This window comes from Pseudomonas sp. MWU16-30317 (genome assembly GCF_020515695.1).
In the GTDB taxonomy this organism is placed as follows: Bacteria; Pseudomonadota; Gammaproteobacteria; order Pseudomonadales; family Pseudomonadaceae; genus Aquipseudomonas.
In genome coordinates this window covers 899,195-926,069 of record NZ_JAIWJA010000001.1, presented here as the reverse complement: position 1 = coordinate 926,069, position 26,875 = coordinate 899,195, and the positions used below count along the sequence as shown (strand labels likewise).

The following is a 26,875-nucleotide window of genomic DNA, read 5'->3' as shown; positions in this document are numbered from 1 at the left end:
TGGAGGTCACGTGCTTTCACAACGACGGATGTGAACGCCAGGTAGGTCGTGCCAACACCTTCCCTGGCCCCCTTCGGTAGAGCTGCATGGCTTCGAAATGATGACCACGCGAGCTTGATTCCACCCATCTGCCCATAGCTCCAGCCGGGGAAGGGCTGGGCAACACGAACCACTCAATTTCAGGACACGTGACACATGCAAAAAACACCAGAGGATCGGGAGCCATTATCAGTGACGGTCTGCAATCCCTACATCCCGGCGAACGAGTATCGCCAAGGTGTGGTGGAGGCCTTGGAATGCATTGGGCCATTTCTGAGTAAGTCGGATTTTGAAGCCCTGGTGCTAAAAAAGCTCCGGCTTGAAGATCCCGAACCGTCTGAAAAGCAGTATCTGCAGGCTGCGGTTGAGCTCACAGTTTGCACCCACTACGCGCGCTTCTTCCCAGAAGGGTTTGTGTACGAAGACAGGGTAATGCCGCCGCGGGACGTAGATTGCTCCTTCAAGAGTGAAGGGTACAAGTTCAACGTCGAAGTGAAGTGCGCCGACTACACCGCAAAGCAGAAAATTGACGAGAGCGGCGCCTTCATCATGCGAGCAGTGGGGCGGATGGATGACTATGGCGACGCGGCCACCATGTTGCAGGAAGTCTTTGCGAGCGGTGGTAATCAGCTGCTAAAGGGCCTGCACATGGACAATAAGCTGAAAGACTATCTGATGGACGCCCATGGCAAGTTCCCGGATGCGTCACGTGAGGGTGAGTACAACGTACTGGTCGTTGGCTGCGATGATCCGCTCGACATCATGCAATGGGAGGGGTATCTGATCGGCTCCCAAGGGCTGTTCACCGATCAATCCTACGCCCCAACGGATGAGTACTCCAACGTCGACATGGTCGTCCTGACCAACCTTTACCACCGCCATAAGGCAGTGGAAGAGAAGGACAAATTGACCGCTCATTGGTGGTTTGGCGAGTCATTTTCGCTGTTGTATAAAAATCCTCGTTCCACCAAACCAGATTCGATGGCGCAGGCCTTCGCCAAAACCTTGCAGTTCTACAACAACGATCTGGTGCAGTACCGCATGGCGGGTGACGCCCCCGAGCGCGATCTGCAGAGCCTGGCAATCCCGCATTTCGTGGGTAAGGTATTGCTGGCCAAAGGGCGTTACCTCTTCCAACCGGGTAAACCCAGAAAGCTCGAGTCAGATGAGGAAACGGTGCAAGCCGAAACCTGAGGGCCTCGTAATCCGGACTAGGACGTGGTTGACGCCAAGCTGACTTGCCTGCCATCAACCGTTCCTTGACTCAGTGCCTGTGGTGATGTCGCGTTGAACATCACCATCAAGGCCGAAGCGATTGCCGAATCTCAGAACCCCGGTGCTCCGTCCTGCACCCATTTGCAGACCCAGCCATCCAGCCTGGTCAAGGACACACTGTTCTTCAGCAACTGCAGGCTCACCTTGCGCTCATCGTCAGACAGCCCTCTGAGCGCCAGGATCAGGGCCCGACGATCCCACGAAGCTGTACCCGATACCCGCTGCTTTGCCTCCTTTGACCACGCACGGTTTCCTCTGGAAAGCTCGGCAGCAGTTGCAATGGCGGTGCCGCACCGTTGGACGTACTGCTTCAACACTGGCGTGTTCGCCCTCACATGCCTTGCAAGGTACCAGCCCATCCAAACCTTCGCGCTTTGGCTCTCCAGATGACCCTGACGACATGCATGGGTAAGAGCTGGCGCCAGCACAAAATGATCAGCAGGAGATAAGGCATCGAAATAGAGCGCTACGTCATTGATCACCGGCAGGTAGAACTCGAGATCTTCAGTCAGGAGAGGGGCAATCGTATAGTCCCGGGCATTCTTGGCTCGTCTGATGATGGCTCGCATCACACCCAGGTCGATCGCACCTGATTCCTTGGCGCGCATGAGGGCTTCAGAGAGGCGTTCCCCAAGGCTGGAGCCATCGTCGTCATCCTGATCCTCGCCCTCATCCCCATCTTGTTCTGCCTCTTCGTCATGGTACTCACCGTACTGATTGCCGGCCTCAATGCTGCGCATCAGGTCGAGTTTTTCCAGCTGGTAGGCGTTTCTTAGCTCCACATGGAGGAAGGTCGAAGAGTCCTGAATCTTGGTCTTTTCTGAGACCAAGCCAAGCCTGTGCTGCTGGTGCAGGTACACCACCAGGTCTTCCAGGATGGCCTTCAGCTCAGCCTCGTCGTCGCTGAATATCCGGTAATCATCCACGTAACGAACATGCTCCAGTCCCCTGTGTGCAATGAACTGATCGACGTCTATCAACGCCGCTTCAGCCAGGATGATCGAGGCCGCAGGGCCAACAGGCAGACCTTGGGAGGACTTGATATTGAGCCGCATCAGGAACGACTCGATTTCCTTGGCCAGGGCAGGGCCGGCGCCGATTTCCTCCAGTCCATTACGGATGCGGTGCAGGTAAATCTGGTTGTAAAAATCGCTGATGTCCGTGGACAGCACATAGCTATGTTGGCTGGCGAGCCGCTCACAGTTTTCACGGTAGGTGTCAAAGCCCGAACCCCGAGAGAAGAAACTGTTGGAACTGACCTCGATACGGTAGGCGCAGGACACCTCCGGCCCCATGCGCGCCCGCTCGACCTTTTCGGCCACCAGGGAAACCAGGGCGGTGTAGATCAACGCATCGAGTGGCTCGAGTTGATGGACGACTCGGCAGCCTCCCCGGGCCTTGTGCCACGGCAAGACGCGGGGCTGACTGCTCAAAACATCTTTCAGAGGCGTTGCGAGCAGGTAGGCTTTGACCTCATCCCAACAGTGCCAGACAGCCAGAAACTCGAAGGGCTTCGGGAAGAAGTCGGTGTCGTAGTAGGCACCGATGTGCCGGCGGGCGAATTCAAGCGCATCTTCCGTGAGCAGCATTTTATTGACCTTGAGTTTCGCTGGGAGGAGGTGACCCTCTACCGAGCATATTCGGGATTTCGCTAGTGGTCACCCATCCGGCCAGGTGTATGACCGAACTAGCCATGCGAGCCGCTGGATTTACCCACACTCCCGTAGTCTTGGAGCAAACAGCTGATCTGCCCGCAGCCGCAAGTCTCAACCACAAGCGTAGTTTCGGGCCACAGAACATGAGCCAAACTGAGTTCGCAAATGGATACCTGCGAATCGTGACTGTCTGACGCCGACGTTGCCTGCTTGGTGCTACGGTATGGTTCTCTAGCAACCCATTCGAGATATCCATATGACATCCAATCCGACAATCGATAACGAGTTACGCGTCGCGTTGGTTACGGGATCGACTTCCGGCATCGGCGCAGCCATTGCACGTGTACTCAGCCTGGCAGGCTATGCAGTGGTGCTCCATTCCCGAAATTCTGCGGATACGGGTCGCGCTATGGCTGCCGAAATGAAGCAGGCTATTTACGTGCAAGCGGATCTTGCTATCGAAGCTGACAGGGTCAGGCTTGTTAACGAGGCTATTGCCGCCTGGGGGCAGCTCGACGTATTGGTCAATAATGCTGGTATTAGCAGAGTCATACCGCACGGCGACCTTGCCTCTGCCAGTTCGCAGGTGTGGCACGAACTTAATGAGGTTAATGTCGTGGCGCCGTTTCACCTTGTCGCTTTGGCCGAGTCGGCATTGCGCGATGCCGCCCGTCTCCGCCGAGCAGGTTGCGTCGTAAATATCAGTTCGCATGCGGGTGTCCGTCCTAAGGGCGCCTCGATTCCCTATGCGGTAAGCAAAGCTGCGCTTAATCACATGACCCGCTTGCTCGCGGCATCGCTTGGGCCAGACGTTCGCGTCAACGCTGTGGCGCCTGGCTTGGTCGACACGCCCCTGACCGCAGGGTGGGCAGAGGCCCAAGAGTTGTGGCGAACGCGCGCTCCTATGCGCAGGGCCGCTACTAGAGAAACTGGACTCGCCCACAAACAACGTTGCCTCCATCGTCAGAGCAGCGGCATTGCGCGCTGGAGCTCCTGCTCCCGAAGAGGCATACGTTTTCGCCTAAGCAACCTTGGGGCAGTGAATCAGAAACCAAGCTCGACTCTGGTGATCCCCATCATGTACCAGCCAATCCCTAGCGTCGTGGTAGGTGCTCCTGGGGTCAGGCAATGTTTCAGAAGCCCATAAGCCCTTAAGCAACTGCCGACTTTGAATCGATCATGTGCGGAGGCTTGATGACGCTCATAGGTTGGCCATTAGTGGCTGATTGCCTGTATAAATGGTACTTCATGACCCAGATGCGAGGGATTGCGCAGTGTTTTTAAACGACCAGGAAACCGCAACTGATTTGCTGTACTACAACGCGATTTCCAAGACTGTAGTACGGCTTATCAAGGACACTCCCGACACCCCTATCACCATCGGGGTGCACGGTGATTGGGGGGCAGGAAAATCCAGTGTGCTGCGTATGACGCAGGCTGAGCTGGAATCAGATGGCCGCGTCCTGTGCATTTGGTTCAATGGCTGGACGTTTGAGGGGTTCGAGGACGCCAAAACCGTCGTCATTGAAACAATCGTCGATGAGCTTAAGCGCGCAAGACCTGGCTCGAAGAAAGTTGCAGATGCGGCCGCGAAAGTCCTCAAGCGGGTTGATTGGCTGAAGGTTGCCCGCAAGGCTGGTGGATTCGCATTCACGGCAATGACCGGGATACCTACAGTTGACCAGTTAAAGGGGGTGTACGACCTGGTGACCTCGGTTGTGACCAACCCATCAGACCACATCAGCAGGGAAGATCTAACCGGCGCCGCAGAGAAGATCGGCGAGTATCTGAAGGAGGGCAAGGAGGTTTCAGAACAGCTTCCTGAGCATATTCACAAATTCCGTGAAGAGTTCAAGGATCTGTTGGATGCCGCGGACATTGACCAATTGGTAGTCATCGTTGATGACCTTGACCGCTGCCTTCCCAAGACAGCCATTGAAACACTCGAAGCGATCCGTCTGTTCCTGTTCGTTGAGCGTACCGCGTTCGTGATCGGCGCCGATGAAGCCATGATTGAATACGCAGTGAGGGAACACTTCCCAGACCTTCCGCAAGCTTCCGGGCCCGCAAGCTATGCCCGCAACTACCTTGAGAAGCTGATCCAGGTTCCGTTTCGCATTCCAGCTCTGGGTTTGGCCGAGACCCGGGTGTACATCACGTTGCTACAGATCGAGAACGCCCTAACCTCGTCGAGTCCCCAATTTCAAAAGCTGCTAGCGATTGCTCGCGAAGACATGAAGAAGCCTTGGAAGAGCAAGGGCCTTGAGCGCAGTGTCGTGCAGGCTGCGATGGGAGGAAAACTTCCTGATGAGGTCAGCCAGGCCCTGGACATCAGCGCTCATGTGACAAAGATCCTGAGTGAGGGCACGCGAGGCAACCCGCGCCAGATCAAACGCTTCCTGAACTCCATGATGTTGCGTCAGGCGATCGCCGAAGAGCGTGGTTTCGGTGGCGACATACGCCGTCCTGTGTTGGCTAAAATCATGTTGGCCGAACGTTTCTACAGCGACTTCTATGAGCAGATCGCAAGGCTTGCGTCTCTTGCGCCTGACGGTATTCCAGAAGCGATAGCAGGGCTGGAGGCGCGGGCCAAGGCCGCTCCGAAGGATCTAGAAGATGATGAAGATGAAATCAAGCCAACTCGTAAAAGCAAGCCAAGGGCAGCTATTGCCATTGGCGCAGAGCTTCAGCAGTGGCTGAAGAGCGACTGGGCACTCAACTGGGCGAATATCGATCCACCGCTTGCTGGTGTCGATCTAAGGCCTTACGTTTTCGTCACGCGGGACAAACGTAGTTCTCTCGCAGGGTACGTCGCTACCAGCCATCTGGAAGCTCTGGTAGAAACCCTGATGGGCCCACGGCTCAAGATCAAGAGCGCTCCTGTGCTTGCGGCAGTGCGTGAGCTATCAGCCCCCGACTCCGAAGAAGTGTTCGATGCTATTCGTGACCGCATATTGCAGGGCGACAGCTTTGACAAGCCACCTCTAGGTCTGGATGGCTTGACCAGCATGGTCAAAGAGCATCCTGGGCTTCAGAGCAGGTTGGTCGAGTTTATTCGGGGACTTCCAGTCGACAAGCTTGGCGGATGGGCCGCCTCTAGCTGGGGCGAGTGCCTAGTCGAACCGACCGCTAAGGCCGCATTCAATGCGGTTCTAAAAGAGTGGGTCGCTCAGGTAGACAACAAACGGATCAAAGTGGTCGCAGAACAGGTGTTGGAGCTAGGCCAAAAAGGCTAAGGAATGCAGCATGGGAACTTCAAAAGGATATGGTGGGCCCGCTTCGGGGTTGGTTCCATCGTGGGTCGATGACGTAGCGCCATCGAGTGCCCCCACTCAATCAGGCAGTCCTGCTCCTTCAGATGGCACAGGCGCAAGTCCAGGCGGAAATGGCCAAAGTAATCAGCCAGCTCAGGGGCCTGTCAGCAACAATGGAACGTCAGGTCTAGGGCCGTCTCGTGCCCAGTTCACCCGTTTCGCAAGAACTGGCAGCTCAAGCGCTCTGGGTAGGGCACTGTCAACCTATGTCAGGAGCGGGACAGGTGGGGCCGCTCGGGCAGCGCGACGTATGGGCGCCTCGCGCGCAGCAGCCGGTCGACTACTCGGTGTGATTCGGGATGTGCAGCGATTCGGTGCAACCGAAGTACTGCGCCAACTGAACCTGAACGGCCTCGCGGGTCGACCCTCTTCTGAGGTGTTTCTCGCTCTTGTAGAGTTTGTGTGCCCACCCGGTGGCGCCATCGATGAAGCTGTAGCCCGGCAGGCGATGCTTGAGAATGTCATTGCGCTTGCGGAATCGGGTGAGACCAGTTTTGCCGACATGGCTCCAGAGATGATGAATGAGTTTTTCCTGAACTTCGTATCGCAGTCCATCGAAGGCATGGTGATGGCCGACCTTGGTCATCGGGGGATCACTGTTCCTGAGGACGTTGACTCAGTAGAGCAGATGCAGAGCGACCTTCATTCCTTCATTACTGGCGCAACACGCGGGCGATTATCAGACCGTTTGGATGGTCTGCCTCGGTTGACGGATCAGGAGATCCATGGGGTTATCAGCAGGATCTATGAGTCGGCCTTTGAAATCATCGCAGCAGCCGGGGAGGCCGCCCAATGAGACATCACAGTATCATTTGCCGTCTCGGCGGTACCGATACAGACACGATCGATATCCAACATCCCGGTAGTCATGAGACCGAGATTTCCTTCATTGATGGTCATCAGCGCCTGGGATTTGGCATCGGACAGGCAGTCGCCCAGCTATCGGCCATGGGGATGTCGCCCGGTGAGCTCGCTATTGATTTAGCGCTGGTGGCAGGTGCGTTAACCGCAGCAGACACGAGAGTCTCGAGAGCGTCAGAATCTCAAAACGCATGGACACGCGAGATCGATCTCTACGTGCCCGTTTCCGATCCTGCATTATGGTCTTCTCTGACTACGTTGCTCGAGTCGACATTGCACTTTCTCACCGGGGATCGGTGGGGTATTTTCTTCAGAGATCGTCCTAGCGGGCTTGAGGAGCTTTCCCCGCCTTGTGACCTGTTCCAGTCGGCTAACCCCACCAGCGTTTGTCTCTTCTCTGGGGGCATGGACAGTTTCATAGGTGCCATTGATCTGCTTGCCCGCGGTGAGTCCCCGCTGCTGGTCAGCCATTACTGGGATGCCAACAGCACAAGTACCTACCAAGACCAGTGTCTTGCCGCGCTGAAGCAGCGCTATCCCGATTCAGATATCAATCATGTCCAGGCTCGGGTCGGTTTTCCGCAAGGCATTGTGACCGTGTCTGATGGGGAGGATACGCTTCGAGGGAGGTCGTTTCTGTTCTTTGCGTTGGCCGCTCTTGCCGCGGATGCCATTGGTGAAGAGATGATCATCCATGTGCCTGAGAATGGCTTGATCTCATTGAATGTCCCCCTTGACCCCCTGCGTTTGGGGGCATTGAGTACGCGAACTACCCATCCCTATTACATGGCAAGGATGAATGAAATCTTTGCAGGCCTTGGTCTCGGAATGAGACTGCACAACATGTATGGACATCGCACGAAGGGCCAGATGGCCGAGGAGTGCGCTGACCGCCTGTTCTTGCAAGAAAACGTTCACAAGACCATGTCCTGCTCCTCGGCAGGGAAAGCCAGGTATCACAGGGATCCTGCCAATCGGCAGCCAAAGCACTGCGGCTACTGCGTACCATGCATCATTAGGCGGGCTGCGATAGCCCATGGATGTGGTGACGATATCACGCCCTATCTAATTCCAGATCTGCATGCTGAAATCCTGGATACGAACAAGGCAGATGGTGAGCACGTGCGATCTTTTCAGTTGGCCATACGCAGGATGCAGAACGTTCCTAGCAGCCCTACATTTGACATCCACGTGCCTGGCCCGTTGAGCGATCACCCCAATGACCTGCCCTCATACCAGCAGGTCTACATCGATGGGCTCAACGAGGTGGATAGATACCTGACGGGAGTGAGAGCCAAACCGTTATGAGCAGCGAACCCCGCGAGCGCCCCCGGTGGGTCGATTTTCATTGCCACCTCGATCTCTATCAGGAGCATGAGGCGCTCATCGGCCAATGTGATGCTGAAGCCGTCGCTACCCTGGCGGTTACAACTACGCCAAAGGCCTGGGCGAGAAACAGGGAGCTGACTCAAACCTCTCGGCATGTACGCGTGGCCTTGGGCCTGCATCCGCAATTGGTTGCACAGCGAGAGTCCGAGATTGTCTTGTTCGAAAGGCTGCTGGCCGACGCCAAGTATGTCGGGGAGATCGGTCTGGACGCCGGGCCGAAGTTCTACAGCAGCTTTGAAGCTCAAGAGCGGGTCTTCAAGCGGATTCTGAGCGCCTGCTCAGAGCAGGGGGGCAAGATTCTGACCGTTCATAGCGTACGCACCGCAGCCAAGGTCTTGGGGCACATCGAGCGCTGCTTGCCTCCTGATAGAGGCAAAGTGGTGTTGCATTGGTTTACGGGGAGCATCTCTGAAGCAAGGCGAGCATTGGATTTAGGGTGTTACTTTTCCGTAAACGTGGAAATGCTGAAGTCCACCAAGCACCGCGCCCTGGTTGAATCCTTACCTCTTGAGCGGTTGCTCACAGAGACGGATGGCCCATTCGTGCAAGCAGGTGATCGGCCCTTGACTCCGCTCGACGTCAAAGACGCGGTTCAAGGGATTGCAGCCCTCAGGGGCCTAGACGCTGCCACGGTTGGTGCGCAGATTGTTCGTAACCTCGGGACTTTGCTGCGCGCGTGAAGATCGCAGCACCGTTCAGTCACTTTGGCAGTGATAGCCGGGGTATGCGCCCCCCAACATAGTGCGTCTTTCGCGCAGCTCAAAAGCTGCTTTTGCGGTGGCGCTCGATGATTGGATGATCCGCGGCGATCTGCCAGGCAGCATGGAGCGGCGAGGGTAGGCGCAGAAACCCATCCCACAGCGGTGCAAACTTGCACCAGAGTCCAACCTGCAAAGCCATCTGATCGGAGTGCGCGAAATCCCCCGATTGAATCATCACAAACTCCGTGACGCCCAACTGTTGCCATGAATCGCGCAGGCGCGCCTGCACCACGTCATACCGAGTCTTTTGCCGCTGAGAAAGCATGCGGCTGTAGTGCTTCGTGTAGGAGGTGAAGTAATAGACACTGGGTTGATGTTCGGCTTGATGAACACCGATCTTAGACCCTATGTAAGCCGGCGCTGTTGGAGACTTGCTATGCACGCCCGTCATCTGCGCGGTCTGGTTATCTGATCGCACAGGCAGAGCCCAGGCACCCTTGGGCAAAGGGGGGACGCCAAGGCCGGCTCCGTCATTCAGACCGGGATAGAGCCTCTTTAATCCTGCATTTCACCTGCAGCAGGGGCTGTGGTGTGTAGCCAGTGCTGCGTATCGCATCAAGCAAACCATTGATCGCTGGATAGTCGACACTTGGCTCAATGTCATCGCTAGCAGCTTGACGTTTAGCAACCAGCTTCTGAATCCGATTGCCCATCTTTCTATCCATTGCCCCGGGCGCAGGGCCCGTCGAGTCGGCAGTACCTGAGGCTGGAGTAGGGGGAATGTGCATCAGAAATTGAGTGGCTATGCCGTGCTTTGCAAACAGCGCGCGCAGGATGTGCTTAGGATCGGTGTCTGTCTTACTCGCAACGGCGGGAACGGTCTCAACAATCGCTACCGCGGCACCCATGGGCTGTACGACGGGAAGTACCTCACTCTCAAACCATTGTTTGACGTGAGCGTAGGATGTCTGCGTGGTGAGCGCCTGAAGCGCCCCAGGGCGTTGTACCTGTTGCAGGGTCAGAACAGGCTTGCGCCCTTCAAGAAATACCGGTGTGAGGTCATCCAGGTGCTCGCCGACCTCGGCGATCCTCGCCATGATATCGGTGTGAGCGGTGATCACCGCTACCTTGATCGGCGCCACTGGGATGTCGTCAGTCTGCTTGCGAACGGCAATCATCTTGCCGACACGCCGCGCCAGCATAGGTTTGGCACTCGTCACAGACCTCTGGAAGTGGAAGCTGGCCTGATCTAGAAACAGTGGGCCGGCACCGTTTCCGACCGGCCAAAACGGCGGTAGATGTGCATGGATAGGGCGCAAATTACCGGCCATTTCTAGATCGCCGTCACCGAGTTTGGGCAGCTCAAGGGAGCCCAGCTGTTTGAGCACCTTGTGAGCTACCGTGGTGTACTGGGTGGTGAACTTCCCGTCCGTCATCGGCGGGATATGGATTGCAAACTTAGAAATCCCGCGACCGGTGTTGAACCAGACCTTGTTCGTAGCGTGCCGCCACTGCGGCAATATATGGCTTAAGTGCACTCCGACTGCCGCGTAGGGCAGCTCGCGACGGTGCACCAAGACCAGCTGAGTCGTGATCGCATGCATCGCGATCGCTCGACGTCCTTCATTGGCGTAGGTCAGTGGGTGATCCCATGCAAGCAAGGTAGCATCGCTGCACAGGCTGAGCGTTAACGGCTTGGATGACTCCATGGGTTGCTCGGTCATCCGACTGGACAACATCCAAGGCACGACCTTGTACATTGACTCTGACTGCTTGGGATCCGCAAACAGGGTCGACGCATGGAGGGGCTGGGCGTCGCCAGGCCGAAGGTAGTGCGCCAACTCCTCGCCACCCTCTGCCGTCTCTTGAGCCCAGAAGCTGATCGCATTGCACAGCTGGTCGTACGAAAGGGCATTGGCTGAGGCAATGGCAGGCACATGGCCCTTCGGGTCAGGTCGATAGTTGACCCACACTGGCCCGCCAGAAACCGCACTCAATATCTCCTCAAGTCCTGCGGTCGGCAGATTTGGCTTGTCGAACAGTTTCGTGAGTTGCTTCCACCCGTGGCAGTACTCATCGGTCGCCGCAAACTGATAGACCGGCATTAGCTCCTCAGGATCGAACTGGAAAAGGTTAGTCCGCAGTTGGAGGGTCATCGTGATACCTCTGGGTCAGGTCAGGTTGCGACTGCTCTATGTACAGATTCATGGCTTCCACGAGCCCGGCGTGATGGCGAGAGAACTCCCCCCACTGGCCTGCCTCCTCCAACGTCCCGATGGTGGACTGAAGTAATTGAGCCCATGTCGTCCGGCTGTCAAAAAACGCCGCATCCGCCAGGTAGCAGGTCACCGGCGTTCCCCCTCGGCGTGCGCGGCCCACCAACTGCGTAAGGGTCACCAAGACGTTCATGATCGTGAAGTGCCGGATCGCCTTAGGCTGACGGCTGAAGTAGGGCGGTGAGGTGCGGATATCGTTGAGCGTCCTGTTTGCCATAGCCCGCTCTTCCAGCAGCGCTAGACCGGGGCTGGCGTTGGGCAGAACACGATCCCCAACGATGTAGCACAGGTGGGCCAAGTTGTTGCCAGGTTGATCAGATGAGGGCATCGGCCGCACGCAGACAACGACTCCTCCCAAGGCTGACTTACCGTCGGGCGTCACAATATTGTGACCCCTCGCCATTGGATATATGGAGCTGACAAGGAGCTCCACATCGGCAATGGCCCCGTTGGCGTAGTCGGCAAGCTCGTCGTAGGTGAGCCTGTGAGAGCGTGGCAAACGATCCTGGCGGTCGGCCTTCTTTCCGCCCCTGATCCACCCAACCTTCCTTTCACCGCCACTGATCTCGTACAGCGTCGAGGCCAATTCCTCCGCTTCGGCATCACTTCCTGTCACGAGCAGCAGGCGTGCCCGTTCCCGAGTCGTCTCGCACAGGCTTAGAGCTGCAAGCTTCGCGTTCAGCCACGGCCATATCTCCTGCCCCAGGTACCGCACACTCTCAAGGCGGTTCTCGATGTCGGTACCCGAAATGTGGACACTTACCTGAACGTTCTCAAAGCGAATATTGCCCTTGACGTCAGGAACATCCACCAAGGTCTTGGCTCTTAGATCAAAGCTGCTGGCACCTGGGAAGAATGCTGTGGCGCTGAATCCGATGAAGGTGCGATCAACACCTGCGTAAATCTGAGAGGTCAGATTAGGCAAAAATTGCAGCGTACGATGGGGATCCCCACACATCGCTACGACCTGCAGCGACCAGGTGTCCCGGCTAGTGCGTTTGCGCTTGAACCCATACACGACCCGTTGCAAGGGGCCCAACGGAGTCGGGCTAAACGGAGCAGAGCCCGCCAGATCCTGTTGAACCTTGAGGGCAGCGGGCACCTTGGCTCGCACCATCGCCGGAATATCGGCATACAACGTCCGCAGGCTCTCTTCGATGTAATGCAGGCTGGCTCGCAGGATCAGTGCGGCCTTCAGGCGTTTGAGCTTGTCTTCGTTCAGATGTCTGCCCAGTTTCTTGGCTGTGCCCAGATGATCCAGTACTGAGCCAATATTCAGGTAAATCTCATCTGGACTGGGTTGCGGGTTGTTGCGAGAGAAAGTCCTGAGCAGGGCTTGCAGCTCTAGCAAGTGCGGCGCGATGGGGTTCTCGTTGAAGCCACAGACGGCATCCAGATCGTCTGCAGGCACGCCCAAGCTTTCACTGATGAAGAGGTCATCTGCACGCTCCCAGACCGTTTCTCTATTCGGCCACTGCAGCGGCTTGCGAGCCAGGCTCAACAGGCGCGTCGTATTCATGATGACCGCCGGACAGGCCCGCTGGACTCGGAACAGCACCCTGTCGTCCAAGTCGGGAATGCTGTCCTTCCCAAAGATGGCCAGATAGAGTTCAGCAAGGCTGCTGTGCTCGCTATGGTTGCTCAACGGCAGTTCAAATTTGCTGGTATCGATAGCGCTCTGCAACAGGCCATCGATTTCATCCACCAGAAACAGCGGGGAGGAGCGAAGCAGCAGCTCCAGGATGCTTCGAGTCGCTGCGCCGTCACCCTCAACGGGAATCCGAGTCGTGCTGGAAATCAGGGCATGGTGGTTCACCACGACGATATCTGCCGCCAGGGCCTGCTCAAGCATCTGGCGCTTACCGCATTGCGAAAGCAGCGGGCAGCTACGCAGCCTCTTGACGGATTCCGGCCCGGCATCATGACTGGTTATCTGTAAATTGAAGCAGGGCTCGTCGTCCGCCTTGCTAACTGATCCATCAGTGGCGCAATAGTCCAGCAAACAGCGGTAATCGTAGGGATGATCGTCCCGCCCCAAGGCCTCGTAATGCGCTCCAGCCTTGGCAATTTTGCGCTGTGAGTGGAGCGGGGCAATCTGCAAACAGCCGGCAACAACGCCCGCCTCAAGCTTCAGCGTTTCCACGGTATTGCGGACATCCGCAAGCGTGGGAACCGCAATCACTACCCGGTGGCCGGCCATTGCGCTTGCTAAGGCGATGAGGTTCATCGCCACGCTCTTGCCTGAGCCGGTGGGTGCGTTAACCCGATAAAATTCGCCGGCACTGGCCTCGACACAGTGGTCTTTGCCCACGATGTTAGCCAGCGACGTCCTGTGGCTCGAATGCAATTTTGATCCAGGGTCGGCGGCTGCAGCATCCAACTGGGCAGCGCTATCGTGCAGCGTCTGCCAATCCCAGCGAAGGGACGGCGTATACGACGCGTGGCGTAGAGCAAGCTGAGTTCCAGGGGCGTCCAGGCGCTCACGCAAGCCCTCTGGAATCACGAAGGTGCGATACCCGTCCGAGGTGTGCTCGCGTAGCTTCAACGGGCCCTCTGGCGGCAGTACGGTCGAAGGGGATGCTACGGGCTCCTGTTTGACGGCTCCGAGCAGCTCCTCGATCATCCCGTCCAGATCAAAGCCGGGTTTGAGGCAATAGAAGTCTCTCTCCTTCAGCTTGGCCGCAACCAGGTCGTCAGTGGACTGCAGAACCTCAGCTACACGAAACGGGCATTTCGGCGACTGCAGGAGCTTGCTCGCCTGATCGATGAAGTTTCCGCTGAAATTTAGGTCATAAGGGCGGAATTTGATCAGCTGCATTATTTGCCGGCGAGCGATTGGTGTCGCCGTTTCCCAACCTAGCCACAAATGCGGGCGACCGGTAAGCAGGGCTTCCGCATCAGCCAGCATTGGCTCCTTGCTGATGTGTTTGACGGCGAGCGCCAGCGCTAAGCTGGTCGCATTTTCAGTTAGCGTCGGCATAGGCGGGTAATCCGGCTGATGCACTGGGACTCGGTGAGAATGATCCGCGACTCACATTGCTCGCGTAGGGAGCTCACGTAATCCTTCTGGTAATCGGGAATGACGATCCAGGTGCCATTTGACTCGCTGCTCGCCAGCTGATGCCCCAGAAGTGCCGGAGAACGCCACACCTTCGCATCCAACCAGATTTCCTGATCAGCGACTTCGACCTTTACATCCCCACGGTCTACGTCGGGCCACAGCGTCGGCTTGAGCCCCAGCTTGGCGAGCCGGTCGCGCAGTCTGCGCTCCAGAACACCGGGGATCAGAGTAAATTTCCAAAGAGCTGTATTGAGGCGATACCGGTTTTCTGCGCTTTGGCCCGAGATGGGCCTGCCGGTCTGGACGCTGAAGAGCTCACCATTCGTCCAGAGACACGCACCCACAGTTTTTTCGCACCACTGAGCGCCACAGCACACCTCTGCACGATGGATCTGCATCGGCCAACCGCAGCAGGGGCAAGGGTAAAACTTCCCGCCCCTTATGAGATGCGCCGGGATATCTTCGAACAGCGCTTTGAACTGCACACCCAACTCGATCAAGAAGTCGAGTGTTTGGGCGGTATGGATGTGAGGCTGTTCGCAGAGGGTCAGGCGAAAGGCGCGATACTCGACGTCGCCGCGAGGCCGGTGCCGGCATCGGTCGCGGACATCCTTTACGATCTGTTGTACACGCTCAAGGCCTTCGTTCGGGTCGTACTCAAGCGCAATGTCATCACACAGAACGCTGGGCTCGTTGTCGACCTGCAAGCAGCCCTCGAAGCCTTGGCGCAGCGAGGCGGCGATCCACTTTTCGATGGGAAGGCTGAGGTAGCGATTGAGTGTCGGAATGCTCAACGCAGGTTGGCCGGGGTTGGCCCACCACAGAATTGCGCTTCCCTGACGGAGCAGGGCGGTTCGCTCGCAGGTTAGCGTGGGGTCAAGCTTTGTGGCCGCTGCCAATACACTCAACAACCGCTGAGCGTCGCTTTCCATCGGAACCATAGGCCCTCCGAAATGCGCGCACACAACGCCAGTGGGCCATGCGCTTCAAAAAAACACCGTGAAAATGCCGACGTTGAGGCTGGTTCAATATTTGTGATAATGCAAGTTGCTCCGCCTAACGGAGCCTTGAAATCGGCCATATGTCAGCAAGGAGCAAGATAATGACGCAGCACGGAAGGCTTCGCTCTCAGGGCGATTTTCCAAATAAGCGCACCGTAGAGTACGCGACCATCCTGGTTGACCTCGCGCATTGGCTCCTGCCCGCAAATCTCAAAAATCCTCACTATGACGACGAGGACATCGTCCCGGGTTTGTACGTATCGCCTACAGGTCGGCTGACGTTCAACACCCTTTACCTGGAGGACGTTGCGCTGGCGCAACAGTTTGCAGCCCACGTCGATCGTGTCTTTTCAGCGCGAAATTACGCAGGTAGGTATGCGTTGAGGGTTGAGGTCGCGACAACCACCCAGACGGTTACAGCGACCAAGCTACGGATGCAGCACTCTGAAAAAGTTCGGCAAGCCTTAGCCGGTCAGCTATAGCGCGACGTCAAGATCGAGCCTTGGCTGCCCACAGCCGTGGAGCGGACGCAGGCGACAGTAGTGGCGATAAGCAACCTTCAAGTTGCGGCCCGCTGAGAAGTGCGGCTGAATAGACGACTTTTACAAAATTGCCCGCGGAGCCAAGGATGACCCCTACCAAACGATCACCATGCCCGGATTTTCTGCTTCGCTACCAAGCTGACACTCCGGTGGATGAGCTCTTGGCTCTATACGAAGGGGTGTCGACTAAGTCCGGGCGTGGGATGCCGGCCGTATTGGATCGTCATCGTCGGGAAATTGTGGATCTTCTAAGCAAAGCGTTCCGCGCTAGCTGCTGCTATTGCGAGACTGCTACGGACAAGGGGGAAATTGAGCGCTTCCGTCCCAGGCGCATCGGTGGACGGGGAGCCTACGCAAGCGAGCAGCCATATGCCCACTTGGCGTTCGACTGGCGCAATTTGTATTGGGCATGCCCGACCTGCAACCGTTACAAGGCTGACCGGTTCCCCGTCGACGGCGAGCATGCTCCGCCGAACCTCAGCTATGACGAGATCGTGGATTTGGAGAGCCCTCTGATCATCGACCCATGCCGAGATGATCCTGATGAACACCTCAGATTCCTAGCGGCTGGGATGGTCATGCCTCTCAGTCATGTCGGCGAGCAGACGATCAAATTGTTTGCTCTCAACCGGGTGCAACTGGTCAGCGCACGTGCCGATCAAGCAAGGCTTTTCAGCTTTTCCACACACGATGAGCGTGTGTCGCGCGCCGCTGGTGGTGGCGCACATCGCGCGGTTTGGCGTCAGTTGCTCAACACCTATAAAGCCCCCTCCGACTTTGCTGCGAAAACGGATCGACTTCTCTCGAAGGTGCCTTTAGTAAATACGGAAACGGGCGAAGGGATAGACACCTATCTGGATTTTGCGCAGTACGTGTCACGGATCCAGATAACGAATTTTGGGCCAATCGCGCACCTCGATCTAGACCTGAGCCGCTCCGAGTCTCCTCGAGCGCCATGCTTTGCGCTGCTCGGAGAAAATGGGGTTGGAAAAAGTACTGTTTTACGCGCCCTGGCGCTCTGTCTCGCTGGCAAGAGTTACGCAGGACGCATGAGGCTGTCGAGCAACGACCTCCTTTCAGAAGGCGCATTGCAAGGGGGCGTGTCTGTTTCTATCGTAGGCGCCGAGCACGACGTGTCGATAACACTGGGCCGCGACAAGCCGTTGCTGTTCAGTGAAAAGGGTTCGAGGTCTCTGGTGTTAGCCTACGGGGCCACGCGGCTCTTGCCGCGGGGAAGTCATAAGCCCAAGGCAGGTAAAGCTCACGCAAAAATCGATAACCTATTTGACCCTTTCCTTCCTTTGAGCCATCCGGCTGAGTGGTTGGAGCAGTTGTCCCCACACCGTCTCGATGAGGTTAATACGGTGCTGTCGAGTCTGATGCCTCAGGAGCACCAGGTACAGGTCGTACAGGATGGAAAGGAAGGGGACGTTCGGCTCTCAATCGGAGGATCTCGAGCCAGGCTCATCGGGGAGCTGAGTGATGGTTACCAATCGATGCTTGGCATGGCTGTGGAGATCATGAAGGTGCTATTCCGCTCGGAGACCTCCATCGAATCGGCCGAAGGCGTCGTCATAATCGACGAACTGGGAAATCATTTTCATCCAGCGTGGCGACTTCAGTGCCTAAGCGCTTTACGCCAAGCTTTTCCAAGGGCCCAATTCATCTACAGCACTCACGATCCGCTGTGCCTGAGAGGGCTCTACGACGGAGAGGTGGCTGTCTTGAAGCGCGACAAGACTGGTGCGATCTACGCTCTCGATGATCTGCCCTCCGTTGCGGGCCTGCGGGTGGATCAGCTACTTGCCTCGGAGCACTTCGGTTTGCGCAGCACGGTTGATCCGCAGATGGATCTCATCATCCAGCGCTACGAGCTCCTCATGAAGAAACGCAAGCGAACCAAGTCAGAACAGGTCGAGCTTGACTCCCTTATCGAGCGTCTGACGGACGCCCGATACCTCGGTTCCACGCGTCGCGAGCGACTGGCGCTGCAGCTCCTTGATGCCGATCAAGAGGATGAGCCCCCTGCGCATACCACAACGAGCGCTCGGGAGCTCTCTGACGCCACGGTCGCGCGGCTTAAGAGTTTGATGGCAAAGGTGGCGAAACCGACTCCGGCTGATGAGGGGGAAGGGAGATGATCAAATTGGAACGCCCCAACGGAAGCATCCCTGATGGTCTGCTGTTAGCTGGCCTTCGTGAGCGCAGAGCAAACCGCAAGGCACTAGCTGCCGGGGTTGAGTTGAGCTTTGAGGCGTATAGAGCCAAATCAGTGCGACAAAGGCTTGCCGAGATATTTGGTCGCAAATGTGTTTTTTGCGAATCATCCCTGCTCGGCACTCAGCCCGGCGACATCGAGCACTACCGCCCCAAAGGTAAAATCGCGAAAGATGTCGAGCTGCCCTTCAAGCCCAAGCCAGCGAAACGATCAAAGAGGGGGGCTATTAATAATGCGCCCGTGCACGATGGCTACTGGTGGTTGGCTGCGGAGTGGAGCAACCTCCTGATCTCCTGCGCAGATTGTAATCGCCCAAGAGAGCAAGAAGACTTTGACAACCAGAAACGAGTGATCGGCAAGTCAAACTTCTTCCCAATTGCGGCACACAGCGCCCGAGCCCAGCGGGCAGGTGCGTTGAGGGTCGAAGTCCCCTTATTGCTGAACCCCTGCTTGGACGATCCAGACGATCACCTGGTCTTTAGCGATAACGGAGCTGTCGAGCCCGTAAAAGTGAATGGTGTGGTCTGCAAGAAGGGTGAGGCGAGCATTCACTACCTCGGCTTGGCTCGGGCGGAGTTGCTGCAAGCTAGAGCACGACATGGCCGGAGCGTAATGAGCTGCATACGACACATCAAGCGTGCGTTAGGGGATCGTGTTGACCCTGGCGAGGATCTCACCGATCTAATGGCCATGTTGAACTCTGGCGAACCCTACGTTGCCTTCACACGCACCCTCGTTAAGCTTCATTTGGAGCCTCACCTGCCGACGCTTGGGCTGTAGGAGCTGCTATGGCCGGGTGGAGATCACAGTCATCAAATCACCGGGCTTCTGGGCGTTGCTCCAATTGGGCAACGCTTACATTCCCCCGTGACGCCGATTTTGCGGCCAGGCCGCCAAACGACACGCCCGAGTCGACATATCGAAGCGCCGACTTCATGTCCTTCCAGCCGACATAGCCCATCAAGCTTTTGATATCCCATCCATTGGCCGATGCCCAGGTCGCAAAGCCTCGTCGCATGGAGTGGGTGCTATACAGCTCTTCAGGCAGCCCAGCTTCCTTGAAGATGCGGCGTAACATGGGGATCAGGCTGTGTGGGCGAATGGCCTTGTCCGACAGATTGCCCCATCGATCCAAACGCCGGAACACGGGGCCTGCGGCGATTCCCGCGACAGTGATCCAGTCGATATAGGCCTCAACCGGGCATAGCATCGTTAATGCTGGCGTCTGGAAGGTTGTCCCTTCGTGCTGGCGATCACCTTTGGTGTAAGCCAGGAAGAACGTGATGCCCTCACCGCTATAGGCTTTTGTGTTCTCCACCGTGAGCCTGGCCAGCTCATCTCCGCGGAAGCCACGCCAGAAGCCAATCAGCACCATTGCAATCGAGCGTCTGTGCCGCAGGAGGGTCTTGAAGTCACCGCGATCCAGCGCGGCGGCAACCTCAGACTCCAGCCACTTTACGGATTGCTCCAGATGCTTGAGCAGGAGCGGGGCTGCTTGCTTCACTTGGGCGGGATGCACCACTCGGATGCCCTTGATCATCTGGCGCACGTCGGGTGTCTTGGTGGGATCTGGAAATCCTTGGGAGATGTGCCACTGCGCCAGCGCTGCCAGCCGTTGCTTGAGTGTGCTGATCGCGTGCTTGTCGGCGTACTCGGCCAAGTAGCGAACAATCCCATCACCCGTCGTGGGCAGGTAGCCGCCCCACGTCACTTCGAAGTGCTCGATCGCAGCCCGATAGCTCTTGCGGGTGTTCTCGCGGGTGCCCGCCTCAAGGTACCGATTTGCCTTGTCCATCGCCCTTTGCCTTCAAAATCCGCGTGATCCCAGCTTTCCACACTTTTACCGGCGCCTAAAGACCGTTTCGTCAGTGAAGAAGCCATAAGTCTCCATTATGGTCTCCTAGCTACGCGAGATCAAAGGGCGTAATATTGATGAATGGTGATACGTAAATACATGTCATGTAACACAGTACGAAATCGTAGGAGAGCCTTATGGCCCGCGGCGGAATCAACAAAGCTACTGTGCAAAAAGCACGTCAGGCTCTCCTAGCCCGAGGAGCCAACCCCAGCATTGACGCGGTGCGCGTTGAACTGGGGAATACAGGCTCCAAAACGACCATTTCTCGCTACCTGAAGGAGCTTGACCCTTTAGCTCGCGAGCCAGCGGCAGCACGCGAGCGTCTGAGTGACTCGCTCAACAGCATGGTGCAAACCCTCCTGGATCAACTGATGGAAGAGGGTCAGCAGGCCATCTCCGAAGCTACTGCGGCTTTTGAGCTGCAACGCTCGGCGCTTGAAGGCCAAGCCGAGGTACTTAGATCCGAATTGGCTGCGGCGCAGCGGCATTCCGTAACCCAAACCGCCGCGCTAGAGACACAGAGTGCAGAACTCGCAACCACTCACTCCTCACTGCAGGCCGAATTGAACCGGAATGCAGGGCTAAGTCAGCGTTGTTCCGATCTGGAGGTCTTTGTTGCCGAGAAGGACAAGCACATCCTTTCGCTTGAGGAAAAGCACGTCCAGGCCCGCGGGGCGCTTGAGCACTATCGAGAGGCGGCAAAGCAGCAGCGTGATCAAGATCAACGCAGGCACGAATCTCAACTGCACGAGATGCAGGTTGAACAACGCAAGCTGCGGGAAACCATCGCGGTAAAGCAGGACGAGTCAACGAGGCTCAACCGAGACAACGAACGTCTTCTGGCTGAAGCCAGGCAGCAAACCAAGGCCCTGCATACTCAGGAAGCCCTCGTCCAAACGCTAAGTACCCAAATTGAGGCGCTACGCCAGGATCAGGCGAAGTCCGCCGGTGTGTGCGAGCATCTCAAGGAGCAGCTCTCGGCCCAGCGTGAAGAGGCCAAGGCGCTCCACAAGTCCGCCGCTGTAGCGAATCTACGTGAGCAAGAAGCCATGACGCGGATGGCTCAGCTTCAAAGCGAGAACGATCAATTACGCCAGGCAGAGCTTGCTAGGCCGAGCCTGGGGGAGGGGGGCGATCCCCACTCAGCGGTAGAGGTTCAGGACAGTGCCGGGCCCGACAAGCCTTCGATACGACCGAGGAAATGAAGCATGGATCAGATCACCGGAAATCCGCGTCAACTTGTTGCAGGCAATTCAGCCTGGACATTCGCTCATCAGCGCCTGTCTCAGATGCTCATTGCCAGGGCTGAGCGATTCACACCATTGGCTCCGATCATGAAGCTTGATCCGATCATTGCAAGCTCTGAACGGCCGCAAGTGTCGCCCCCAGCTTACGGAGCTGCCTGAAGCCGAGCAGGGCGCCCGGACACTCGTCGGAACCGAGCGATTTTGAAACTATGGCGGCAAGCAATATGGCATCCTTGGCGCCATATTTACCGGTGACCGCGCCCTGAATTGTTAAGGAGTATGAACATGCAACGGACGCCTAATGAGCTCCTCAGCCGACTGTTCGAGTATGCGGAGGAAAGCCTCAAGGAACTTGATCCGTCGCGCTTTCAGCTCACAAGCTCTGTCAATGATGTGTATCAGCCGGCGGCGCTTCTGGATCTTCCAGGGCTGCACTTTGATCTCCAGTTTCCGGGCGACAACGTCTGGCTGCAGATCGAACGACTGGAGGAATCACGTGCTCCGACCCCCGTTGGCGGAGACTACAGCCCCCTCATCACCGTCAGCAACAACCCTGCCAAGCCACCCGTGCTAGCTGAACAGGCGCTTCATCAGCGTATTCGCGAACAGCAGGATCAAGACCCTGAAGGCGACATTGCCGTCATTGAGTCTGAGGTGCGTGCGCAAGCTTTGGCTGCGCTGACGACCTATCTGGTTCAGTGGCACGAATGGGCTGAGCACGAGAAGCCCCGTCGCAGGACAATAAGCTTTTATGGCGACATGTTCGCGTTGATGCAGCAGATGGAGACGGGAAAATCCGCTCGTGAACTGGTCTGGGGCATAGGCGTCAGCGCCTGGACGCTAACCATCAACGATGTGCAGCAGGGCTTCAATTATCCATTGCTCACGCAGGCACTCGACATATCGTTGAACGAGCAGAGCATGGCGGTCGAAGTTCGCCCGCGAGCCACCGAACCGATGATCGAGTTCGATGCGTTGATAAACGCAAATGTTCCTGGCGCCAGCGAGTGCGAAAGGGCCATCCGCGATCACCTGGGCAGACACGCCGACGCGCCCTTGAACCCATTCCTGCCATCGACTTTCGGTGATGTGCTAAAGCTCTCGGCAAGAAGCCTGGACAGCAAAGGCAAATATGCCGAGCTAATGGGGGACGGCGCCCAGCGGTTCCCTGAGCCAAGTGAAACTCTGCAGGTAAGCGATGCTTGGGTTGTGTTCGCACGGCCTAAACCGAGCAACTGGTTGATCAATGATCTGCGCAAAATTCGGGAGAAGCTCAAGGAGTGTCTTGAACTCCCCGCGGGCCCGCTTGCGTTAGTGACCCCGGCCTCGACGATCGCCCTTGATTACCAGCACGTAAACTTCCGTGGGCTATCCAGCAGAAGCATGGATGGATCGACCGCTGAGCCGAAGGAGCTGTATTTTCCGCTCCCTTACAACGATGAGCAGGTCACGATCGTACAACGCCTCGAGCACGCTCCCGGCGTAACGGTTCAAGGCCCTCCCGGTACCGGCAAGACCCATACGATCGCGAACATCATCTGCCATTACCTCGCGACGGGTAAACGCGTTCTGGTCACCTCTCGTGGCGAGCAAGCCTTGAAGGTACTCCAATCCAAGATACCCGCTGAGGTCAGGCCTCTCACGGTCGCACTGCTGACGAGTGACCGAGAGGGTATTCGGCAATTCCAAGGCTCGATCGAGGCGATCCAACATCAGGTCTCGCAAATCAATCCATCCCTGGCTCGGGGAGAGATTGATCGCCTGCACCAGTCCATCGACCTCGCTCATACCGAGCTGGTGAAACTTGATCGTCGCGTCAATGAGATTGCGCTGACTCAGCTCTCCGATATTCAGGTCGGCGATGCGAAATACCGTGCGGAGGAGCTTGCCGAGTTGCTCATGAAGGGCGCAGACCAATACGCCTGGTTTGACGACGTACTGTCATTATCCCCTGAACATTCGCTGCCCTTTGATGGTGAAGTCGGTAAGAACTTGAGACAAGCTCGCCGCGAGCTTGGAAATGACCTTGTGTACGTCGACGCCAGCTTGCCGGAAGTTGAGCAATTACCGGCAGCGGCCGACATTGGCAAACTCCACGGCTCACTCTGCAAGCTGAAGTCTCTTGAACATGCCTTGGGTCAGGGTGAGCTGAAGCCTCTAAAGTCCGACAGCGAAATCGTTATTGCAGCCGCCAGGGAGCTGGTTCTAGAACTGAGTTTGTGCGAAGAGAAACTGGAGGTCTTGCACGAGGGCGGAGAGTCCGAAATTCCTTGGTCGCTGGAGCTGCGCCTCAAGGCCGCAGGTCGCCGCTACGACAGTGAACTCTCTGTCCTGGTAGGCATGCTCCCGGTGGCACAGGCTTTGATACAACGCCGTAAGGTGATGCTGGAAAACTTTGTTGAGTTCCCAGATGAGGCTTTGGATTGCGAGAAAACGGCCGAGGCTGTCGAAAGAGCTGCCGACACAGGTAAGCCATTTGGCCTCATGAGCTTTGGAGCCTCTCAAGCCAAGGCACACATCAGTCACGTCCGTATCAATGGCTCGGCGCCAAAGTCTTCTGAGCAGTGGAAGACTGTCCTGGACTATCTGAAGCTTCACGCTGACGTGCGATCCTTCTCTGCAAGGTGGAACCCATTGGCTGAAACTCTGGGGATCCCTCGACTTCAATCGGGCATGGCTCATCTCCGGGAACTGGAGCTGACCATCATCGCAGTCCAGGCAGCCGTCGATCTCACTGCACACTACGTTGACAAGGTGCAGCCGCTCTGCGAAGCCGTCTTCGCGGATGCGCCGGATAGCATGCATCGCCTGACAATCGCAGAAATACGTGGCCTACGAGATCAGCTCAACCAGAACCTGGCGCGATTTGATCTCAGTCTCGCTGCAGCCGCGCTCGCGATTCTGCAAGCCCAAGTTGCGGGCGATAGCCCTGTTGCCCACCGACTCCGGTCGTTCGTCCTGGAGTGTTTGGGCAGCCCGGATCAGGATTCGCATCGGATCGTATCCCTGTACGTAGACCTGCTCACAGAATTGCAGCGGATCAAAGCCCTGGGGGGACATTTGAATCATGTGCGCGAAGGCGCACACCAAGTGATGAAGGCTGGGGCGCAAAAGCTGTCCGAGCGCTTGTTGACTGTCCCCGTTGAGAACGGTGCTGAAGACCTGGCCCTCCCAAGCAGTTGGAAGGAGGCGTGGCAACACGCGCGGATTCGCTCCCATCTTGAGAGCATTGAAGCGCGCCACGAGCTCGTTGAGCTCAATAGCAAACGAGTAAAACTTGAAACGGGCCTGGCTCGCATGTACCGGGAGGTCGTGAGCCGAGCAGCGTGGCTTTCCACCAAAGCCAATGCCAGTCCTATGGTGCTGCAAGCACTCGCCGGCTACTCGACGGCCATACGCAAGATTGGGCAAGGGACAGGCCCGAACGCGGAACGTTACCGCCGTGACGCCCAGCAGTGCATGCAGGACGCCGCCGGCGCTGTGCCTTGCTGGATCATGAGTCACGCCAAGATATCTGAATCCATGCCGGCAGAGATCGGCGCATTCGATCTGGTGATTGTCGATGAGGCGAGCCAGTCAGATCTATGGGCTCTGCCCGCGATCGTCAGAGCCAAGAAGGTACTGGTAGTAGGGGATGACAAGCAGGTCTCTCCCGATGGTGGTTTCAAATCGGGTAAACGGATTGGCGAACTTCGCAACCGGTATCTGAACGACCAGCCCTATGGGGCGGACATGACACCGGATAAATCACTGTACGATTTGGCGTCCCGAGTCTTCGCGGGCCACATGGTTATGCTGCGTGAGCATTTCCGCTGCGTCCCTCCCATCATTTCCTACTCCAACCAGTTCTACGGTGGCGCGATCCAGCCCCTTCGAATCCCTCGCCCGTCTGAACGTCTCGATCCACCGCTGGTGGACATCTACGTCAAGGACGGGGTGCGGAACAAGAAGGGCTGCAACAAGCTTGAGGCTGAAGCTATCGCTGAGGAAATCCAGGCGCTCATCAAGAACGACAAATATGCGGGTCGCTCGATTGGTGTGGTGACGCTGCTGGGGGGCATGGAGCAAGCAAAATTCATCGACTCACTGGTGCGCGAACGCTGCCCTGCAGCAGAGCTCCATGCCCGCGAATTTGCCTGTGGCGACGCCAGCACCTTCCAGGGAAGCGAGCGCGATATCATCTTCATTTCCCTCGTCGCTGACCCGGAGAATTGTCACCCGCTCTCGGGCAATGCTGCCGAGCAACGGTTCAACGTGGCAGCCAGCCGTGCGCGCGACAGGATGTACCTGATTCGATCGGTTACCCTTGATCACCTCTCCCAAAAAGACGTGCGCCGAACGCTCCTTGAGTACTTCAGCGAACCGCTGACTGAGGAGGAGGTCGATCAGGACGGCCTTATCAAGCTGTGCGAGTCAGGCTTTGAGCAGCAAGTGTTCACCCGATTGGTTGAGCGTGGATACCGTGTGATCCCGCAGGTGAAGAGCGGCGCATTCAGACTCGACATGGTCGTTGAGGGCGCCAACGATAATCGCTTGGCCATTGAGTGTGACGGCGACGCCTTCCATGGCCCTGATCGATGGGAGGCGGACATGAACCGCCAGCGTATCCTTGAGCGTGCAGGGTGGACGTTCTGGCGGTGCTTCGCCTCATCCTGGAGCATGCATAAAGAAGAAATCTTCGCCGAGCTCCTCCAGCGCCTGGCCGACCTCGGTATCGAACCAACGCACGCCTTGGACAAACTCCCAGCTGTCGTTGAGCTACGCGAATGGTCACCCGCAGTCGCTTCCTCCCAGGATGATGAGGATGAAGACATTGAAGTCCTGAACACTTTAACGATTGAAGGCGAGGAGCAAGCGCTGTCGCTATGACGGGTCTCTGAGCGCGCACTCTCAGCGAGTGTGCGCTTGCAGACCGTGTAGCCAGGAATCAGCTGTTGAACGTGGTACGCCGTGACCGACGAAGCCAGCGCGTGCAACGCCGGTGTTATGATCTGTACTTGGGGTTGTCAGAGCTCAGCATCCAGCCACCATTGAGCTGTCGATCCAGACGTTTGACCACAGGCTGATTGTCGATATATGCCACCACCACATTGCCAACCTGATGCGTCCGTGCCCTGTCGATGACAAGCTTGGTACCGTTCAAGATACCCGCCGGCGACATGCTGTCCCCCTCCGTTTCACCGAGCCAGACGTGTGGAGCTCTAAGGTCTACCAGGTCGTCCAGGGAGATCGGGCTTCGTAGTGATCGGCCGCTGGACTGGGAAAGCCGCCCGAGGCGCGACCTGACAGAACCTGGAGGAGGGTAGGCAGCTCGGATTCAGTGATTTGGCGTAGGGAAATGAGGTTCATAGGAGCATTTCTTGTGGTGCTGGATGCATATACAGTACACGGTAAAATCGTCACCAGCCACATTTGAACGACAGCAGGGCAAACCGGAT

At 57.0% G+C, this 26,875-nt stretch carries 17 protein-coding genes and 2 pseudogenes; 12 read left to right on the top strand and 7 right to left on the bottom strand.

All coding sequences use genetic code 11. The features are described from left to right. The first annotated feature begins 195 nt into the window (after positions 1–195). The gene (locus LIX93_RS03985; protein WP_226502694.1) at positions 196–1,233 is read left to right on the top strand and encodes a hypothetical protein; all 1,038 of its coding nucleotides are present in this window, start codon (positions 196–198) and stop codon (positions 1,231–1,233) included. Between the two features lie 131 nt (positions 1,234–1,364). Here the strand turns inward: LIX93_RS03985 and LIX93_RS03980 are convergent, their stop codons facing one another. Beyond that, entirely contained in the window at positions 1,365–2,903 is a 1,539-nt protein-coding gene (locus LIX93_RS03980) for an RNA-directed DNA polymerase (protein ID WP_226502693.1), read from the bottom strand. Positions 2,904–3,225: 322 nt separating this feature from the next. Here LIX93_RS03980 and LIX93_RS03975 point away from each other — a divergent pair. From LIX93_RS03975 to qatD, 5 genes and pseudogenes are all read left to right on the top strand, one after another. Next, positions 3,226–3,891: pseudogene (locus tag LIX93_RS03975) on the top strand (SDR family oxidoreductase); the annotation flags it as partial. A 352-nt stretch (positions 3,892–4,243) separates the two neighbouring features. Further along, entirely contained in the window at positions 4,244–6,205 is a 1,962-nt protein-coding gene (gene qatA, locus LIX93_RS03970; protein WP_226502692.1) for a Qat anti-phage system ATPase QatA, read from the top strand. Between the two features lie 10 nt (positions 6,206–6,215). Further along, the gene (gene qatB / locus LIX93_RS29695) at positions 6,216–7,079 is read left to right on the top strand and encodes a Qat anti-phage system associated protein QatB (protein WP_341352715.1); all 864 of its coding nucleotides are present in this window, start codon (positions 6,216–6,218) and stop codon (positions 7,077–7,079) included. Further along, positions 7,076–8,452: a Qat anti-phage system QueC-like protein QatC gene (qatC, locus tag LIX93_RS03960; protein ID WP_226502691.1), complete on the top strand. Its 1,377-nt coding sequence runs from the start codon at positions 7,076–7,078 to the stop codon at positions 8,450–8,452. The genes qatB and qatC overlap by 4 nt, the downstream gene beginning before the upstream one ends. Beyond that, positions 8,449–9,213 carry a Qat anti-phage system TatD family nuclease QatD gene (gene qatD / locus LIX93_RS03955; RefSeq protein WP_122677828.1) on the top strand — a complete coding sequence of 255 codons (765 nt, stop codon included), beginning with the start codon at positions 8,449–8,451 and terminating at the stop codon, positions 9,211–9,213. The genes qatC and qatD overlap by 4 nt, the downstream gene beginning before the upstream one ends. A gap of 79 nt (positions 9,214–9,292) precedes the next feature. Here qatD and LIX93_RS03950 read toward each other — a convergent pair whose 3' ends face one another. The 4 genes from LIX93_RS03950 to LIX93_RS03935 are packed head-to-tail and all read right to left on the bottom strand — an operon-like array spanning position 9,293 to position 15,512. Continuing rightward, positions 9,293–9,739: an RNaseH domain-containing protein gene (locus LIX93_RS03950; RefSeq protein WP_346015212.1), complete on the bottom strand. Its 447-nt coding sequence runs from the start codon at positions 9,737–9,739 to the stop codon at positions 9,293–9,295. A 25-nt stretch (positions 9,740–9,764) separates the two neighbouring features. Continuing rightward, entirely contained in the window at positions 9,765–11,390 is a 1,626-nt protein-coding gene (locus tag LIX93_RS03945) for a DUF3962 domain-containing protein (protein WP_226502689.1), read from the bottom strand. Next, entirely contained in the window at positions 11,368–14,490 is a 3,123-nt protein-coding gene (locus tag LIX93_RS03940) for a hypothetical protein (RefSeq protein WP_226502688.1), read from the bottom strand. Before LIX93_RS03940 ends, LIX93_RS03945 begins: the two co-directional genes overlap by 23 nt. Next, entirely contained in the window at positions 14,478–15,512 is a 1,035-nt protein-coding gene (locus LIX93_RS03935; RefSeq protein WP_226502687.1) for a hypothetical protein, read from the bottom strand. The genes LIX93_RS03940 and LIX93_RS03935 overlap by 13 nt, the downstream gene beginning before the upstream one ends. A 161-nt stretch (positions 15,513–15,673) precedes the next feature. Between LIX93_RS03935 and LIX93_RS03930 the strand changes: the two genes are divergently transcribed. The 3 genes from LIX93_RS03930 to LIX93_RS03920 all read left to right on the top strand — a co-directional run bounded on the left by LIX93_RS03930 (position 15,674) and on the right by LIX93_RS03920 (position 19,112). Further along, positions 15,674–16,054, top strand: a complete 381-nt coding sequence (locus LIX93_RS03930) for a hypothetical protein (RefSeq protein ID WP_122677824.1) — start codon at positions 15,674–15,676, stop codon at positions 16,052–16,054. A gap of 146 nt (positions 16,055–16,200) precedes the next feature. Beyond that, positions 16,201–18,255, top strand: coding sequence for an AAA family ATPase (locus LIX93_RS03925; protein ID WP_226502686.1), 2,055 nt, complete (start codon positions 16,201–16,203; stop codon positions 18,253–18,255). Beyond that, a complete protein-coding gene (locus LIX93_RS03920; protein WP_122677822.1) occupies positions 18,252–19,112 on the top strand; it encodes a hypothetical protein in 861 nt (286 codons plus the stop codon). The genes LIX93_RS03925 and LIX93_RS03920 overlap by 4 nt, the downstream gene beginning before the upstream one ends. A 37-nt stretch (positions 19,113–19,149) precedes the next feature. Here the strand turns inward: LIX93_RS03920 and LIX93_RS03915 are convergent, their stop codons facing one another. Next, positions 19,150–20,127, bottom strand: a complete 978-nt coding sequence (locus LIX93_RS03915) for a tyrosine-type recombinase/integrase (RefSeq protein ID WP_226502685.1) — start codon at positions 20,125–20,127, stop codon at positions 19,150–19,152. Positions 20,128–20,324: 197 nt separating this feature from the next. Between LIX93_RS03915 and LIX93_RS03910 the strand changes: the two genes are divergently transcribed. From LIX93_RS03910 to LIX93_RS03900, 3 genes are all read left to right on the top strand, one after another. Continuing rightward, positions 20,325–21,395 carry a DNA-binding protein gene (locus LIX93_RS03910; protein ID WP_226502684.1) on the top strand — a complete coding sequence of 357 codons (1,071 nt, stop codon included), beginning with the start codon at positions 20,325–20,327 and terminating at the stop codon, positions 21,393–21,395. A 3-nt stretch (positions 21,396–21,398) separates the two neighbouring features. Next, entirely contained in the window at positions 21,399–21,596 is a 198-nt protein-coding gene (locus LIX93_RS03905; RefSeq protein ID WP_005886868.1) for a hypothetical protein, read from the top strand. 126 nt (positions 21,597–21,722) lie between these two features. After that, complete coding sequence (locus tag LIX93_RS03900) at positions 21,723–26,306, top strand: AAA domain-containing protein (protein ID WP_226502683.1); 4,584 nt, start codon at positions 21,723–21,725, stop codon at positions 26,304–26,306. A gap of 124 nt (positions 26,307–26,430) precedes the next feature. Here LIX93_RS03900 and LIX93_RS29690 read toward each other — a convergent pair. Continuing rightward, a pseudogene (locus LIX93_RS29690) lies at positions 26,431–26,786 on the bottom strand (S24 family peptidase); the annotation flags it as partial. Between the last annotated feature and the right edge of the window lie 89 nt (positions 26,787–26,875).

What these genes read in the sequence shown, in the direction of transcription:
- LIX93_RS03935 (WP_226502687.1), bottom strand. Translation starts at nt 15,512, where the DNA reads ATGGTTCCGATGGAAAGCGACGCTCAGCGGTTGTTGAGTGTATTGGCA.
- LIX93_RS03930 (WP_122677824.1), top strand. Translation starts at nt 15,674, where the DNA reads ATGACGCAGCACGGAAGGCTTCGCTCTCAGGGCGATTTTCCAAATAAG.
- LIX93_RS03980 (WP_226502693.1), bottom strand. Translation starts at nt 2,903, where the DNA reads ATGCTGCTCACGGAAGATGCGCTTGAATTCGCCCGCCGGCACATCGGT.
- LIX93_RS03945 (WP_226502689.1), bottom strand. Translation starts at nt 11,390, where the DNA reads ATGACCCTCCAACTGCGGACTAACCTTTTCCAGTTCGATCCTGAGGAG.
- LIX93_RS03905 (WP_005886868.1), top strand. Translation starts at nt 21,399, where the DNA reads ATGGATCAGATCACCGGAAATCCGCGTCAACTTGTTGCAGGCAATTCA.
- LIX93_RS03915 (WP_226502685.1), bottom strand. Translation starts at nt 20,127, where the DNA reads ATGGACAAGGCAAATCGGTACCTTGAGGCGGGCACCCGCGAGAACACC.
- LIX93_RS03985 (WP_226502694.1), top strand. Translation starts at nt 196, where the DNA reads ATGCAAAAAACACCAGAGGATCGGGAGCCATTATCAGTGACGGTCTGC.
- qatC (WP_226502691.1), top strand. Translation starts at nt 7,076, where the DNA reads ATGAGACATCACAGTATCATTTGCCGTCTCGGCGGTACCGATACAGAC.
- LIX93_RS03920 (WP_122677822.1), top strand. Translation starts at nt 18,252, where the DNA reads ATGATCAAATTGGAACGCCCCAACGGAAGCATCCCTGATGGTCTGCTG.
- LIX93_RS03940 (WP_226502688.1), bottom strand. Translation starts at nt 14,490, where the DNA reads ATGCCGACGCTAACTGAAAATGCGACCAGCTTAGCGCTGGCGCTCGCC.
- LIX93_RS03910 (WP_226502684.1), top strand. Translation starts at nt 20,325, where the DNA reads ATGGCCCGCGGCGGAATCAACAAAGCTACTGTGCAAAAAGCACGTCAG.
- LIX93_RS03900 (WP_226502683.1), top strand. Translation starts at nt 21,723, where the DNA reads ATGCAACGGACGCCTAATGAGCTCCTCAGCCGACTGTTCGAGTATGCG.
- qatB (WP_341352715.1), top strand. Translation starts at nt 6,216, where the DNA reads ATGGGAACTTCAAAAGGATATGGTGGGCCCGCTTCGGGGTTGGTTCCA.
- qatD (WP_122677828.1), top strand. Translation starts at nt 8,449, where the DNA reads ATGAGCAGCGAACCCCGCGAGCGCCCCCGGTGGGTCGATTTTCATTGC.
- LIX93_RS03925 (WP_226502686.1), top strand. Translation starts at nt 16,201, where the DNA reads ATGACCCCTACCAAACGATCACCATGCCCGGATTTTCTGCTTCGCTAC.